The 15789-nt window shown below is 23.7% G+C and carries 18 protein-coding genes; 9 read left to right on the top strand and 9 right to left on the bottom strand.

The genetic code is table 4. From position 1 onward, the window contains the following. The first annotated feature begins 1 nt into the window (after position 1). From AACK81_RS00705 to AACK81_RS00690, 4 genes are all read left to right on the top strand, one after another. On the top strand, positions 2-1696 hold the full coding sequence (locus AACK81_RS00705; RefSeq protein ID WP_338961733.1) for an ATP-binding cassette domain-containing protein: 1695 nt from the start codon (positions 2-4) through the stop codon (positions 1694-1696). A 3-nt stretch (positions 1697-1699) separates the two neighbouring features. Then, on the top strand, positions 1700-2812 hold the full coding sequence (locus tag AACK81_RS00700; RefSeq protein ID WP_338961732.1) for an ABC transporter permease subunit: 1113 nt from the start codon (positions 1700-1702) through the stop codon (positions 2810-2812). 92 nt (positions 2813-2904) lie between these two features. Continuing rightward, positions 2905-3819, top strand: coding sequence for an ABC transporter permease subunit (locus AACK81_RS00695; protein WP_338961730.1), 915 nt, complete (start codon positions 2905-2907; stop codon positions 3817-3819). Between the two features lie 141 nt (positions 3820-3960). Continuing rightward, on the top strand, positions 3961-4164 hold the full coding sequence (locus AACK81_RS00690; protein WP_338961729.1) for a hypothetical protein: 204 nt from the start codon (positions 3961-3963) through the stop codon (positions 4162-4164). An 82-nt stretch (positions 4165-4246) separates the two neighbouring features. On the opposite strand, the gene AACK81_RS00685 is transcribed toward AACK81_RS00690, so the two are convergent. From AACK81_RS00685 to AACK81_RS00670, 4 genes are all read right to left on the bottom strand, one after another. Next, positions 4247-4633: a hypothetical protein gene (locus tag AACK81_RS00685; protein ID WP_338961728.1), complete on the bottom strand. Its 387-nt coding sequence runs from the start codon at positions 4631-4633 to the stop codon at positions 4247-4249. A gap of 111 nt (positions 4634-4744) precedes the next feature. Continuing rightward, positions 4745-4867 (bottom strand): hypothetical protein, encoded by a 123-nt coding sequence (locus AACK81_RS00680; protein WP_338961726.1) that lies wholly within the window; start codon positions 4865-4867, stop codon positions 4745-4747. Between the two features lie 90 nt (positions 4868-4957). Then, complete coding sequence (locus AACK81_RS00675; protein ID WP_338961725.1) at positions 4958-5188, bottom strand: hypothetical protein; 231 nt, start codon at positions 5186-5188, stop codon at positions 4958-4960. Between the two features lie 201 nt (positions 5189-5389). Continuing rightward, complete coding sequence (locus AACK81_RS00670) at positions 5390-5629, bottom strand: hypothetical protein (RefSeq protein ID WP_338961724.1); 240 nt, start codon at positions 5627-5629, stop codon at positions 5390-5392. A 568-nt stretch (positions 5630-6197) separates the two neighbouring features. On the opposite strand from AACK81_RS00670, the gene rsmG reads away from it, so the two are divergent. The 4 genes from rsmG to AACK81_RS00650 all read left to right on the top strand — a co-directional run bounded on the left by rsmG (position 6198) and on the right by AACK81_RS00650 (position 9609). Beyond that, complete coding sequence (rsmG, locus tag AACK81_RS00665) at positions 6198-6893, top strand: 16S rRNA (guanine(527)-N(7))-methyltransferase RsmG (protein ID WP_338961722.1); 696 nt, start codon at positions 6198-6200, stop codon at positions 6891-6893. Positions 6894-6971: 78 nt separating this feature from the next. Continuing rightward, on the top strand, positions 6972-7736 hold the full coding sequence (locus AACK81_RS00660) for a ParA family protein (protein WP_174480209.1): 765 nt from the start codon (positions 6972-6974) through the stop codon (positions 7734-7736). Further along, on the top strand, positions 7729-8616 hold the full coding sequence (locus AACK81_RS00655; protein ID WP_338961720.1) for a ParB/RepB/Spo0J family partition protein: 888 nt from the start codon (positions 7729-7731) through the stop codon (positions 8614-8616). The genes AACK81_RS00660 and AACK81_RS00655 overlap by 8 nt, the downstream gene beginning before the upstream one ends. A 360-nt stretch (positions 8617-8976) precedes the next feature. Beyond that, entirely contained in the window at positions 8977-9609 is a 633-nt protein-coding gene (locus AACK81_RS00650; protein ID WP_338961719.1) for a hypothetical protein, read from the top strand. Positions 9610-9774: 165 nt separating this feature from the next. Here AACK81_RS00650 and AACK81_RS00645 read toward each other — a convergent pair whose 3' ends face one another. The 3 genes from AACK81_RS00645 to AACK81_RS00635 all read right to left on the bottom strand — a co-directional run bounded on the left by AACK81_RS00645 (position 9775) and on the right by AACK81_RS00635 (position 11929). Then, the gene (locus AACK81_RS00645) at positions 9775-10179 is read right to left on the bottom strand and encodes a hypothetical protein (protein WP_338961717.1); all 405 of its coding nucleotides are present in this window, start codon (positions 10177-10179) and stop codon (positions 9775-9777) included. A 98-nt stretch (positions 10180-10277) separates the two neighbouring features. Next, a complete protein-coding gene (locus AACK81_RS00640) occupies positions 10278-10631 on the bottom strand; it encodes a major capsid protein (protein ID WP_338961715.1) in 354 nt (117 codons plus the stop codon). Positions 10632-10810: 179 nt separating this feature from the next. Beyond that, positions 10811-11929, bottom strand: coding sequence for an Mbov_0401 family ICE element transposase-like protein (locus tag AACK81_RS00635; RefSeq protein ID WP_338961714.1), 1119 nt, complete (start codon positions 11927-11929; stop codon positions 10811-10813). Positions 11930-12230: 301 nt separating this feature from the next. On the opposite strand from AACK81_RS00635, the gene AACK81_RS00630 reads away from it, so the two are divergent. Beyond that, positions 12231-12566 (top strand): hypothetical protein, encoded by a 336-nt coding sequence (locus AACK81_RS00630; RefSeq protein WP_338961713.1) that lies wholly within the window; start codon positions 12231-12233, stop codon positions 12564-12566. 1 nt (position 12567) lies between these two features. Here AACK81_RS00630 and AACK81_RS00625 read toward each other — a convergent pair whose 3' ends face one another. Both AACK81_RS00625 and AACK81_RS00620 read right to left on the bottom strand, forming a co-directional pair. After that, positions 12568-14592: a hypothetical protein gene (locus tag AACK81_RS00625; RefSeq protein WP_338961712.1), complete on the bottom strand. Its 2025-nt coding sequence runs from the start codon at positions 14590-14592 to the stop codon at positions 12568-12570. Continuing rightward, entirely contained in the window at positions 14543-15784 is a 1242-nt protein-coding gene (locus tag AACK81_RS00620) for a hypothetical protein (protein ID WP_338961711.1), read from the bottom strand. Before AACK81_RS00620 ends, AACK81_RS00625 begins: the two co-directional genes overlap by 50 nt. Positions 15785-15789 lie beyond the last annotated feature (5 nt).

Raw genomic sequence — 15789 nt, 5'->3', positions numbered from 1 at the left:
TATGGAAAAAACAATATTGAAGTTACAAAAAATTAGTAAATATTATGATACTCGTGTTATATTTGAAAATGTTAATTTAGAAATAACACAAGAAATTCATGCCATTGTTGGTAATAATAGCGTTGGTAAATCAACATTAATTAGAATGCTTGCTGGTTTTGAACAACCTTCTAAAGGAAAAATTGTTATTAATAGTTTAAGAAAAGGATATTATTTTCCTCGTGATCCTAGTGAAATGCTTTATTTTAGAATGGCTTATGCTGGTCAAGATGATTTTTTCTTAGACAATCTTACTGTTAAACAAAATATTATACTTGGTAATGAACCAACTATTGCTAAAATTTTTCCTAATTGAAAAGAAGCTGAATTTAAAATTAATAATTTAATGGAAAAATATAAAATTAAGCTTAATTTAAATAAGAGAGTATCAACACTTGCGATTGAAGAATTAAAAAAATTATCTTTACTTCGTGCTTTATTCAAAGAACCTAAAATATTGTTGTTAGATGAACCAACTGTTGGTTTATCTGATAGTCAAAAAGTAGAGTTTTGAATGATTTTTAAAACATTTCGTAATGAAGAAATAACGGTCCTTTTCACAACTAGAGATGAAGAATTTGCTAAAATGGTTGCTAACCGAGTATCTTGAATTGAAAACTTAAATATTGGTAAAACAAAAGTAATGAAATTAGAAGAAAATACTAAATTGTTTACAACTAATTATTGAGGTAAGATTTTTAATTATAAAAAACCAAAATCGATAAATTCAGTACCAATGCTTTATATTGATAATCTTTCTTTGAATAAACCCAATATTTCAAATTTTCATAAAATTGAATTTGCAATTCGCCCTGGTGAAATATATGGTATTTATGATTATGAAAACCTTTATAGCGAGGTTTTACTTGAAAGTATAGTACGTATGATTAAAACGCAAACAGGACGCATTTTTTTTCAAGAACAAGAAGTAACTTATTTTAAACCACAAGAAATTAGTAATTTAGGAATTGATTGAATATCTGGACATTATAGTAATACTGCTATAATTCCTGATGCCACTTTATTTGAAAATTTTACCTTTTGAAATTATAATAAAGAAAAATATGTAACTAAATCCGGAGTTGTCAAAACAGCCGTTGTTAATAAAAAGGTACGAGAAATTATTAAAAAATATCAAATATTTAACGATAATAATATTTTTATTAAAATTAATAAATTATCAAAAGGAGAAATGCAGAAATTTGTATTAGCAAGAAGTATTGAAGAGCAACCACAATTATTAATTTTATCTAATCCATTTTCTGATTTAGATGAAAATTCTTCGTTATTAATTATTAAAAAGATAATAGAGTTACCCGAAAGTGGTTCAAGTATTTTAATTATTGATACTGATCCGTACTTATTACAATTATTGTGTCAACGAGTAGCAGTTATTTATCACAAACAATTTGTTTGTAAATTGGAAAATAAAAATGTTAAAGTTGAAATAATGAACAATCCAGCACTATGGAATGATTATCCTATTACAAATGAAATAATTGTTAAAACTGATAAAATGTATCAATTGCCACAAACAAAGTGAAGTTTGAAAAAGAAAAAAATAATTAGAACAATTAATTATTTGAAAAGACCATTTGTCAAAATTACTAGTTGAATTAATAAAAAAATGGAAAATATTAGGTCAAGGTTGGGTTAAAAGATGTTGGAAAATATTAAAAAATGAAATTTTTGATTAGTGGGTGCATTATTATTACTAATAACTCTATTTTTTGTTAGTTTATTAATGTTATGTTTACAAGTTAATCCATTATCATTTTGGAAAACTATTTTTATTAATCCTTTAACTAATTTAGTAAGTTTTAGTAATTTAATTGAAACATATAGTGTATTAATATTAACAGGATTAGCAGTAGCTATTACTTTTAAGTATCGTATTTATAACTTTGGAGTTAGTGGTCAAATGTTATTTAGTGCTATGATAACATATGTATTGGCAGTAGCTATTTTTAAAAGTGGTGGTTATAGTCAATGAATTACTCCTTTTCTTTTATTAATTGCAGTTTTAATTGGTGCTTTAGCTGGTTTAATTATTGCAATTTTAAAAACTTATTTTAAAATTCATGAAATTATTAGCACTATTTTATTTAATTTTATTGCTTGAGAAGGATATAAAGGTTTAATAGCCAGTAATGTTTATCATAACTTAAAAATTCCAACACAAATTACTAATCTTAGATTTTCATTAATTAGTGGACCTTTTAGCATTAGTAATTTATTTTCTGCTGGTATTATTATTGCTATTATTGCCTTATTAATCGCAATTATTATTTTTAATAATCGCACTCTTGGTTTTAAATTAAATGCAATTGCTAAAAACCCCGTTGCTGCAAAATATGCCAGATTAAATCCCCAATATCAGGGTTTAATAATTTTACCAATTTCAGGAGCGATAGCAGGAATTGCTGGTTATCTTTATTTTTTAGGAGTTAATAATAATTTACCTTCGCTTTCTGCTCCAATTCAAGAAGGATTTTATGGGATAGTAGTAGCTGCTTTAGCAGGATATACGCCAGGAGTTATTTTATTTTCATCATTTTTTATGAGTTTATTTATTAGTCCTATTGAAAATAATGCTTTTATGTATTTGAAAAATCTAGAAATTGCAATAATAGTATTATCAATAACCATTTACATTATTGGTATTTATTCTTTTATTTGGCATTACTTAACTCATTCTATTGCTATTAAAGAATATTTAATAAGACTAAAAAAGAAGTTAATATGAAAAAAAGAATTAATTAAGGATGAATAACAAAATGTTAAAATTGTTAATGTTGAATCAAAATCTTCAAAAATTTTTAAAAAAAATAAAATATTTAAAAGGAAAAGGATAAAAAAATAATTATGTTACTCTCATTTTCAACAATTTTAGTTAATACATTATTATTTGCTTGTCCATTATTGTTGTTATGTACAGGTGGAATTTTAAATACTAGAGCAGGAATTGTTAATTTTGGTTTTGATGGTATTATGTGTACTGGTGCTGCCACATATTGTATAATTGTTTCACAATTAAAAAATAATTTGGGTGTTGGAGTTGCAATTTTGGCATTTTTTATCACTATTATCATTGGAATTGTATTTGGCTTAATTCATAGTTTAGCAACCTTATTGTTTAGAACTAATCAATTTTTAGTATCAATGGTTATTAATTACTTTGGTTATGGATTAGCAGTAATTTTACCATTAACATTTACTGGAGAAATAAATTATTCATTAGCAAGTATTTATATTTATCAATTTTCTTGAATTGCAATTTTGGTAACCTTTTTAGCAATTTATATTTTTGCAGCTATTTTATTTTTGACTAAGCTTGGATTATACATTAGAGGAATTAGTGAGAATCCAACCGCAGTAGCTTTAAATTATATTCATGTTCGTCGTTCTCGATTTTATATTTCGCTATTTTCTAGTTCTTTAGCTTGTTTTTCAGGTGCTTTATTTGTTTATGTACTTCCAAGTACTTTTATTTATAGTAATAATTTTGCTGGTATTGGTTTTTTGGCAATTGCTTTATGAATGATGGCACACAGTAGATTTTTTTTAACTTCTATTATTTGTTTTATTTTTTCTTTTTTATATCAGTATATAAATGCTTCACAAACATTTATAGTTATTAGTAATAATATTCCAAGTTGATTATGAGGTATGTTTCCATATTTAATAGCATTAGTATCATTAATGATTTTTCGTCCTAATACAGAATTGGTAAAAAGTTGAGCGCAACCTTATGTTAAAGCAGGTAGAAAATGACAATAAAATTATATGCTAGCAATATTTTAAAACCTTTATCAAGTTTAATAAATATAAATGTTTTAAATGTTTTTTAATAAATTAAGTTTTTATTTTTATTGTGTATAATAAATTTATTAAACAATGAAAAAAGGGGAAATTTAAATTATGGTAAAAAACTTAAATGACAGTTTTGAGAAATTGGCTGAACAGAACAATGAGAGTTTAGAAAAAAATATTAAAAAAATAAAAACATTTAAAAATAATGAGAAGAAAATAATTAATAAAATTTCTAATATTAACTATCAAAAAATTAATGATGATGAAGAAATAAGTTTTAAATCTAAAAAAAATAAGTGTATAGTAATGTAAATTAGATTAAAACATTTATTTTTTAAGAAAATATTTTTTATAATTTGTATAATAATTTTTAAAAAAGAAAGATTGTTAAATACTAGTATTTATTAATAAATTGATTAGTTGTTATATTAAGATCTTGGTTTTCATATTTTGTTATTTCTTCATGCAAAGATTTTGATCATTTAATGTGTGAATTTAATGGTTTTATATTTTCTAATAATATAGATTCTTTATATTCTTGATTTGTACTGCTAATACTTTCTTTTTTTTCTGCTTCTTGTTGGTAAATTTTTTTTGTTAAATCTTTTTTAGATTTGCTTTTTTGTTCTTGATTTTGGTATTTATTAATTAATAATTTTAATATTTTTCTTTTTTCTAGACTTAATGCTCCCATTTTTCTTGGACTTAATGCGGGTATTTGTTCTTTTGTGAGTGCTTCTATTTGTTGATTTGTAAGTCAACTAATTTGTTCTCTTGTCAATCCTTCTATTTGTTCTGATGTTAGTGCTTGTATTTGTTCAATTGTGAGTGCTTGTATTTGTTCAATTGTAAGTGCATATATTTTTTTTGAAATAATTAGTGCTGAGATTTGTTATGTTGTGAAATATGGTATTTGTTCAATTGTAAATGCTGGTATTTGTTCTTTGGTAAAGGATTGAATTTGTTTTTCTGTAAAAACTTGTATTTGTTTTTTGGTAAATGATTGTATTTGCATTTTTGTGAAGTGTGGTATTTGTTGAATTGTTAGTGCTTCTATTTGTTCAATGGTGAATCAAGTAATTTGTTCGATTGTGAATGTTGCTATTTATTCAGATAAAAATGCTGCTATTTGTTCGCTTGTAAATTTTTCTATTTGTTCTGGTTCAAATTTTGGTATTTGTTCTGGTGCAAATGATTGTATTTGTTCTTGTGTTAGTGCTTGTATTTGTTCTATTGTGAATGCCGGTATTCCTAAATTTGGAAACGCTGCTATTTGTTCTGCTGTAAATCAGGGTATTTGTTTTTTTGTAAATAAACTAATTTGTCATTCAGTCATTGCTTTAATTTGATGTGTTGTGAATGCGGGTATTTGTTCTTTTGTGAGTGCTTGTATTTGTTCTATTGTAAATTTTGATATTTGTTCTTTTGTGAGTGCTTGTATTTGTTCTATTGTAAATTTTGATATTTGTTCTATTGTAAATGATTGAATTTGTTCTTTTGTAAAAACTTGGATTTGTTCATAGTAAAATCATTTAATTTATTGTGATGTTAATACTGGTATTTGTTTTATTGTGAGTGCTTGGATTTGATCATCATGAAATCATGAAATTTGAATTGGTGGTATTGCTGCTATTTGCATTTTTGTGAAGTGTGGTATTTGCTCTGCTGTAAATGGTTGTTTTCATGTAAAATTTTTTATTTGTTTTGTTGTAAAACTTGGTATTTGTTCTTTTGTGAAGTGTGGTATTTGTTCGCTTGTGAGTGCTTGTATTTGCATTTTTGTGAAGTGTGGTTTATATGTATTTATTGATTTATTAAATAAAACCTTTGATAATTCTTGTGATTTTAGAAAATTTTGATATATTTCTTCAAATTTGTTTTTATGTTCTTGGATAGGATTTGTTCAATTATTAATTTCTATAATAGTGTTTAATTAACTATTATTAATAGATTTTGTTAGTTCCTTTGAAAAATTAAGTAAAATTTTCATTTTTTTATTTTTCCTTTCAATGGTATCAATTAAAACATAAAAACTTATTTACTTTAAATTAAGCAATGAGTTAAAAAACTTTTATAATTTGTTTAATAATTCTTATTATATGTGTTAATTATATTTGAGTTTAAAGAAAATATAACGAAAATGATATTTTAAGCATTTTAAATTATTTAATTAATAATTAATTAAAAATAACATTAAATTTTGAAGGATAGTAGTTATGTGATAAAATTTCAAGTATATACTAAAAAAATATTATAATTAAATTATATTTAATTATTTAAAGCATTATATTTAAAGTAGACTATAAATAAAGTATTTTATTAAAAGATTGATTTAGGAGTAAGCAATGAATAAAGATTGAACTATAGGTTTAACTAATTTAACTTTAACACCAATAATGGAACAACAATTAAGTCGGTATTATAAAATTTTAATTGCTGAAAATAAAAAATATAACTTAACAACAATTATTGAAGAAGTAGAAGTTTATTATAAACATTTCTATGATGCTCTTTTAATTAGTAATAACATCACTTTGGATGATCAAAATATTTGTGATGTTGGTAGTGGTGCTGGTATACCAGGAATAATTTTAAAAATTTGTTTTCCCAAATTACAATTAACCATTATTGAATCAAATACAAAGAAATGTCAATTTCTAAAAACAGTAATTACTGAATTAAACTTAGAAAACGTTTATATAATTAATCAAAGAGCAGAAGCATTTGCTCATCAATATCGTGAAACATTTGATATTGTAACAGCAAGAGCATTAGCACCGCTAAATATTTTAAGTGAATTATGTTTAGGATTAGTAAAAGTTGAAGGATTATTTATTGCTTATAAGGGTCTTAAAGTTGAAGAAGAACTTGCGTTGGCACAAAATAGTATTAACACAATGGGTGCAAAGTTAATTAATCAATTTACTATTCAATTGCCAAACAACTATGGTCAAAGAACAATCCTTCATTTTCAAAAATATAAATTATGTGCTTTAAAATATCCAAGACCTTATCAACAAATTAAAAGTAAACCTTTGTAAATAATATTAATTAAAATTAGTGTTAAACTTAATTAGTAGGATAAAATATTAGTCTATTAATTTAGAAAGGTAATTATTATGGGCAAAATTATTGCAATTGCTAATCAAAAAGGTGGAGTTGGAAAAACAACTACTGCTACTAATCTTGCTGCAGGTTTAGGTATAAAAAATAAAAAAGTGTTACTTATTGATTTGGATCCACAAGGTAGTGCTACTATTTCAATGGGTTTTGCTGCTGATAAAGTTGAACAAGATATATATGATGTTTTAGTACATGATGTTCCATTGGAAAAAGTCATTAAAACTGAAGTTTGTCAAGGAGTAGATTTATTACCATCAACCATTTCTTTGGCGGGAGCCGAAATATTTTTATTAGAGCAATCTCGTAATAAAAGAAATATTTTATTAGAAAAATTAGAACCCGTAAAGGAAGTATATGATTTTATTATTATTGACTGTCCGCCTAGTTTAGGATTAGTTAATCGTAATGCTTTAGCTTCAGCTAATTCAGTTATTATTCCGTTACAAGCTGAGTTTTATGCATTAGGTGGTTTGGTACAATTATTATCTACTATTCGTTTAGTACAACAATTATTTAATCCCAATTTAGAAATTGAAGGCATTTTATTAACTATGGTTAATATTAGAACAACTTCTTCTGTTGAAGTTATCAAAGAAATTCAAAAAAATTTTAGAGAAAAAGTTTATAAAAATTATATTCCAAGAAATGTAACCCTAAGTGAAGCACCAAGTCATGGTAAAAATATTTTTAGTTATCGGCCACGTTGCAGTGGTGCTATTGCTTATCAAAGTTTAGTGAACGAGGTGTTAAATAATGTCTAATGATAAAAAAAATCGTATTTCTGCTAAAGGTTTAGCATCAATTTTTGGTGAAGGTTTAAATGATTTGATAACTAACATTGAAAGTTCACCAGAAATTGCTAAAACTTTTTCACAAACTATTTCTCTTGCTAAAATTATTCCTAATCCATATCAACCACGTGTAGTATTTAATGAACAAGAAATTAAAGAACTAAGTGATTCAATTAAAATTCATGGTTTAATTCAACCAATTATTGTTAAAAAAACGATAACAGATGGTGTTTTTCAATTAGTTGCTGGTGAACGTAGAACTAAAGCTGCAAAATTAGCAGGTTTAACAGAGATCTCTGCAGTAACTATTGAAGTAACAGATCAACAATTAATGGAATTTGCTTTGATTGAAAATATTCAACGTGTTGATTTGAATGCTTTTGAAGAAGCACAGGCATATCAAACTTTAATTAGTAAAATGAAATGAACTCAAGAACAACTCTCACAAAAAGTTAATAAATCACGTAGTCACATTGCTAATACTTTACGAATTTTGCAATTGCCAGTAGAGATTTTACAAATGCTTCAACGCAATGAATTAACAATGGGTCATGTTAAACCATTATTAAGTTTAGGTACTAATCTTAATTTAATGGTAACTATTGCTAAAAGGGCATATAGTGAACAATGAAGTGTTCGTAAGGTTGAAGATGTTATTAATATGCAACAATTAAGTTTAAATCAAAAACAAAATGTTAATAAAAAGTCAGATCTTCATTTAGTAGCATTAGAAAATACTTTATCAAGAACTTTAGATACTAAAGTAAAAATCAATAAAAAACAACTAATCATCAATTATAGTAATCACAAAGAATTAAATCGAATTTTAGAATTTTTAAAATTAATATAAATTTAAAATGAGTATAAATGTTTTAAAGCATTTATACTCATTTTTTATTTTGTAAATTTATTTTATGTTATTTCTCTAAAAGGAAATATTAATCCTGAATTAGTATAGATAATTAAGTTTGTAATAAAAACAAATAAGATAGACAAACCAATTGCAATTTTACTTATACCTAGTATGATTAATAATTTTTTTTGATATATCATGAGGATAAGTTAAAAATTTCTTTTCCATATTTTCCTCCTAAAAGTTATATTTATTTTTAAGCCTTACTTATTTATAATTATATACTATTGTAAAAGTTTTTATCATTATATTTGATGTTATAATGTTATTTAAAAAACATTGAAAGGAAAATTAAATATGCCAGAAAAAGATAAGAATACGTTATTTAAACGTATTATTTTTAGAAAATATAAAGATGAAATTAATTGAGTAAAAATGATTAATTATTTGTTTAAAGAAAGAAAAATTTTTGAAGAAGATGTAGCAATTTTAACCAAGTTATTTAATGAAAAAAATAATGATTGATTAAAAAAGTTTAATATTTCTGAGGAAGATGCAGTAATTTTAACTAAATTATTTAATCAAAAAATTAATAATTGATTAGAAAAAGAACAAATTTCTGAAGACAATGTATTGGATTTAACTGATTTGTTTAATGAAAAAATGAATATAAATGATGAAACTACTAAAGTTATTGAAATTGCTAAGTTACTTAAAAAGGCAGAAGATTTAAATAGGATACATGAAATATTAGATGAACTTCCTCCACGTTATTTTTCTGTTGCTAACTGAGAAGATACTGATGAAGAAGATATTGAAAATGAAAGTAAAATAATGATTGCAGAAAATAGCAGTTTAAATAAAGAAGAAACTGTATCTATTTCTAATAGTCAAAAAGCATTTTCTAAACAAGATATTATCGATAGTGGTATATGCTTAGATGATAGTTTATCTACTTCTGAATTAGTGAGATCATTTACTGTTATTTAATTGTAATAGTATTAATATAAATAAATTAAAAAAATTAATTATACTAAAATTAGTAATTAAATTAAATATTAAAGATATTGAAATAGTTTTTAATTGTATTTTTTTAAATAAATATAATATGCCCCATCGACGACAAGATTTGTTTTTTAACCTTGAATTTCAAGGTTATTTTTTTTTGGTATTTTTTTTGTTTTTTAAGCTAGCGCTTTTGCTGCGTTTGCTATGATACTTTTTAACGCTTTTTTTTCCATAGTTTTGTTCTATTTTGCGAGCTGCGTTTCCGTATGGATGTGAGAAGTATTTTCCTAGTATTTTTGCTGTGCGTCCTATTGTATTTCCTGCTTGGTGAATGAATGCGCCGGCTCCTTGGCCTCCAGCGCCAGCGTTGCCCGCAGGCGTACTCGCGCCGTCGCCTGCGGCGAGTATAGGATTTATTCCGGCGGCTTTCATGTCGGCCATACAGCGACGCATGGCCGTATTAGACATACGTTCTTCAAAGTCTCTGTTCATTTGATTTTGTACTCGCGCTGAACTGTTACCCGTTCCTAATATATCGTTTAATCAATCCATTATTTTTTACCTCCGAGTTTTATTATGATTATTATTAGTAGAATTATTATTGTTATTACTGTTATTATTATTAATCCTTTTGACATTGTTTTTTTCCTTTAGATTTTGTTTAAACCAGGTATACTGTATGTAGGCATTGGTCTTTCAATTTCGTTTTTAAAGAAAAAGTCGCATTGATATTGTGGTTCAGCATTTTCTCCTGTTGATTTGATTGCTAATGTTCTGTCTATATTACTTTGGTCTTCTTGAATTCATTCTGCACTTAATTTAGGTAATTTTTTATAGAAATCTCCATAGTGTCAGATGTCTAGTGGGTCTTTCGCTTTGCTTCTGAATTTTCCACTAACTCTGTTTGGTTTATATCTATATTCTGCTCATGGTTCTTGATAGGGACGATAACAAAAACGGAGGATATAATTACTTTTTAAACATTTCTTTCAAATTATAGACAAGAAATAACTATAATTATATGCAATTGTAAATATATCTTACTACTAAATTAAATTAATTTCAATTAAAATACAAATATTGAAAAAATCAATAAAAAAATTAATATTTATACACAACAAAAATTCTTATTAACTTTTAATTTAATAAGTTTTTAAAATTTTAATAAAAAAAATTAATTAAGTTATGTTTTTAAATTTATTTGATTACATTTAAAAATAACCATTTTAATATAAATATTTATGTTATAAGTTCTATTACCAAGCATTTCTTTTAAAATATGTCAAATATTACCTTCTGTAAAACAACCTATATTTCACTTTGCACCTTGATTTTCAATACCTTGTTTATTATTTTTAAAATATTGTTTTTTTAATTTTTTATGGTTTTTTAATATTTCATTCATATATTTTATTAACTCAGCATATTGACCATTTTCAATAAAATTTCTACAAGTATTATATTCGTTTCAATATTTTCCTTTATTTCCAGCGATTATTCCAACATATAATTTTTTAACTAAATGAAATTTATCTAAAACAAATTGCGCACCTAAATAATCTGCTACATCTTTAATTCATCCTGCACTATCACCACAAATAATAATTTTTGTTTGGTCAAAATTTTCGAAAAATCTATTTCCTTGTTCTTTGATAAATTCAGCAGTTTTTTTAACACCAATTGCTGTTTTTGTTGGTCTTATTATTACATCTGCTCTTTTATTAACTAATTTATGATTAACATTATCTGTACAAAATAATACTAAACGCATTGAATATTTACCAGAATTGCGTTTAAATTTTCAAAATTTTCGATGTCCATCATCAATACTAATATAAATAAATTGATTTGGTTCTAATTTTATTTTTGGAACATTTAATTTATTAACTTGATATTCTTGAAATAATCTACTAATACTTGTTGTACTAAATTTTGTTTGCTTCATAGTATGTAAAATATCAACATATCTTTTTCCATCAGCAAAATGTTCAATAACATTATTTTTGATATCCTGACAAGTTCTTTTATATTTAGGTAATTCTAATTCTTCATCTAATAAACAAACTCTTACTCATTTTTTTAATTGTTCATCATAATATTTATAATCACGACATTTATAAGTAACAAGACCATTGATAGTATTTCTAGTTCTTTCTTTAATTTTAACTGGAATATATTTTCTATCTCTTTCTTTTAATATTCTTCAATCTGTTTTTTCTCATTGATTTTTTATATCATCTCTAAATGATTGATACATTCTTTTTGTTGCTTCTTTTAAAGTTCATAAATAATTAAAACTCATATTTTTTTTCCTAACTATTTTAAAAAATTCTAAATTTATTGTAAATAATTTAAAAAAATAATTTACTGCATATATTATATAAATATATAAGTGTAATTTTAACTAAAATAAAAAATTATTTAAAAAACCACTTTCATATTTAAAATATAATAAACAAGTTACATATAATTAATAGTATAGGTATTACAAAATAAAAACCTTTAATTTAGGCGTTTATTTTGCATTTAAAAGCATACTTGTAAAAATAATCAAAAATAGTACAATTTATAAGTAAAATCAAGGAAAAAAAGGAGAATTTAATATGAAAACATGAATAAAAACAAATTTAAGTAAAATAACATTAGCATTAGCATTAACTGGTACAACAACTGGAACAATAGGATTAATCATGGGGGTGCTTACCCATAATGTTAGTGGAGTTAAATATTTTTTAACTCCACATAAACAAGTTGAATGAGTTGTTCAAACTATTTGAACAACTAATCCTAATGATACTTTAAAAAAAGATTATAAATTTGAGTTATATTTTGCAGATGAACCATTAAGAAGAAAATTTGATATATCTTTTCAAAATTGATATTACACTACAGATATAATATGAAATGGTAAATATCCTAATGGATATTTTAATAAATAATTTATATTTCTAAGTTAATATAAGAAATATTTTCATTATATTTATCAAATAAATTAATATTTTGTAGGTTTATTTCTTGTTTATCGGTAATTAAAATTAAATCATAGTTACCAGCACCAAAAATACCACTTATTTCAATCCGATTTAAATTATTAATTGGATTTTCAATTAGTAATTCAAATTCATTAACATTTTCAATTTTAGAAATTTCTTTATAAAATTCTAATTTAGAAAATAATTTTGATTTATTTGAACCATATAAATTTAAAGCATTTTCAATTTTATTATTATGAATAATTAATTTTGTAAAATATTTTCCATATTCACCATTAGCTAATGTTCAATCAGCAGGAATTAATGAAGGTATATTATTACTTTCTAATTCATTTGTTATTGATAATCAATTAAATTGATTATCATCTAATTTAAATAATTCATTTTGACTAATATCATTATTTTTTAGTTTAATGTTATTAACATCAGTAAAATCAAAATATACAGATTTTAATATTACTTTTATATCCTTATACTGTCAAATATCATTTTCACTAGGTTGTATTGGACTTGATTGTAATTCAAAATAATATGGCAATAAAATTTTATTATCATCATTTAATCCTTTATTTATTGATAATGATGAATAAATATATTTTGATAACATAGTAAATATTTGTTTAAATATTTTAACTTGTGATAAATTAACATAATTTGGATAATCTAACTCTCATTGCCTAAATAAGTTGGTAATTACTTCATCGGGTTTTTGACCTTCAAATTTTTTTCTTAATTCTGCTATTTTATTTTTTGGTTTACCTTTATCATCATAATCTGCACCTTCGAAATTTCTATTATAGTTATATGTATAACTTAACATATCTAATAATAATTTTTGTAAACTATCAATTGTTGGTGCATCTTTTATTTCAATTTCTATACTTTTAAATCTATTATTGGTTGCAAGATAAACATATCATCCCTCATTATTAAAAGATAAAACTTTTTTATCTTCTAAATGTATTTCATGTTTTAATGGTCAATTACCATTTCAAATACCACCCATTTCTCAACCTAATCAAGTATCAGTTACTCTTGCATTATTAATTACTTCTTTTCTTGTTTCTTTACCCCCACTAATAGCAATTAAATCTAAAACTGATTTTTCTTGCCCAATAAATTGTTTTGCTAAATTTCAAGGTAAAATTTGTTCACTAAATCATTGTTGTAATATTCTAACTTTTGGTTGAGTTTCAATAGGCATTGATAACAACGGAAATGCTATCTTATCTTTAATAAATAACTTTGGGTATACTTCCATATTGTCAACTTCACCAAGTACCTTTATATTGCCAAAAATCATGCTTCTAGGGGCTTTAATTTTTAAACCAGTAACTTTTGTATCTTTATCTAATGGTTTTTGTAATTTAATTATGATTGGATAACCATCTCTTGTTTTAAAATCTTTAATTTTAATAATAGTTATACTTTTAGTACTTCTTGTTTTTGGATTTTGATAAGGTTGTGAATAATTATTAATAATATATAAATTATCAATATTATTTTCAGTTAAGGGTTCATTAATAGATACAGCATATAACTTAAATTGATTTAATAAATTTATTTCTTGAAAAATTAAATTTTTAATATCAGTCATACTATATTCAATTGTATTATCATTAATATTAGTACTTGCTCTTTGATTTAATTGCATAGTAAAGTCTGATGTTTCAACAGCAGTAGTTTTTAATACTTTCTCAATATCAATAAAACCAATTTTAATAGTATTTGCTGAAAATCTTAAACTATTATTTTCATTATTTTTAAATAAACGTTCAATTTCATAAATATAAATTGTTCTTTTTTTAAATTCATCATATGCTCTATTAATATCAGGGTCACTAGTAGCTCTCATCATATTAGTAAAGTCATAAGGAATATTATCAATTAAATAATCATTTTCTAATTCTGCTTGATTAAGTTTAGTTTGTTTCTGTGGAAATTTCGTTTGTGGTTTGTTGTTGTTTTCCATTGTTCTCTCCTATTAATTGGTTATTTTTGGGGTTAAATAATTTTAATTTAACAGTTAAATTATTAATTTCTTGTTCATCATTAATATTAAATGTTTTACTACTTAATAAGTCTTTATCTAAACGTACTAATATTTGAATAAATTTAAGAATATCAATATTAAATTGTCATAACTTTTGTTCAATATAATTAATAGTTGAAATATTTACAGCTGTACTTTCTGGAACTGATTGTTGTGCTGATTTCTTTTGACTTGGTATATGAATACCACAACGTTTAAATATTTCATTAACATTTCAATCGTATATATCAGTTAAATTTTTACCTTTAAAATTACTATTTGTCATATTAATATTTTCATTTTGTTCATTATTATCTCCACCACTTTTAAATATGTAATTTTTAGTAACCAAAGTTCTTACTGCGTCTTCTATTAAAGATTGAACATTGCCATAAGTTTGACTAAATATAAATTTAGGTGAATTTAAAATGGTATCTAAAACAATTTGTTCATAAATAACATCTAATGCTTTAATTTTATCCATTACTTTATTACAATCTGCTAGCTCATTTGCTTTATTTCTCATAATTGCTATTGGTATATAGTTAATATTTAGTGTTTGTTCTTGTGCTAAATTAGGATTATTAATATATAATTTAAAATCTAATGGAAATTGTTTTTTATTATCACTAATACTATAAATTGCACGATTAATTGTTACTTCTTCATTGTTTAATGTATAAACTTCAAATAGTCTTACTGTTTGTACATTTTGTTCATAGTTATCATAAAAAATAGTACATTGAATTAATTTACCAGTAATATCATAAACTCTTTGTTGAATATCTACTACTTGAAAATATAAGTCATCATTAGCAATATAAATTAAATAACCACTAATTCCTAATTTACTTAATTTAAAAATAGAATTTCAATTTTTTCTGTAAAATTCTTGTTGAATTAAGTATTGTTTAATAGTTTCATTATTTATTTCTAATGGAGCATTATATAAATTAGCATTATTTTCTGCCACAAAATCAGTAAAATATGTCTCATGATTAAAATCATTAAAACCAAAATAATTTAAAATTGAAGCATGCGTACTTTTGTGTTTATTAGTTAAAAATTTTACTTTTTCATTTTGATTATCACTAGTATTTATTTTATCTCTTCTAAAAAATCTACCTAACATAATAT

Source organism: Spiroplasma endosymbiont of Lasioglossum villosulum, assembly GCF_964020195.1.
In the GTDB taxonomy this organism is placed as follows: Bacteria; Bacillota_I; Bacilli_A; order Mycoplasmatales; family VBWQ01; genus Spiroplasma_E; species Spiroplasma_E ixodetis_A.
The sequence above is the reverse complement of the archived record's forward strand: the minus strand, read 5'-3'. Positions and strand labels throughout refer to the sequence as shown.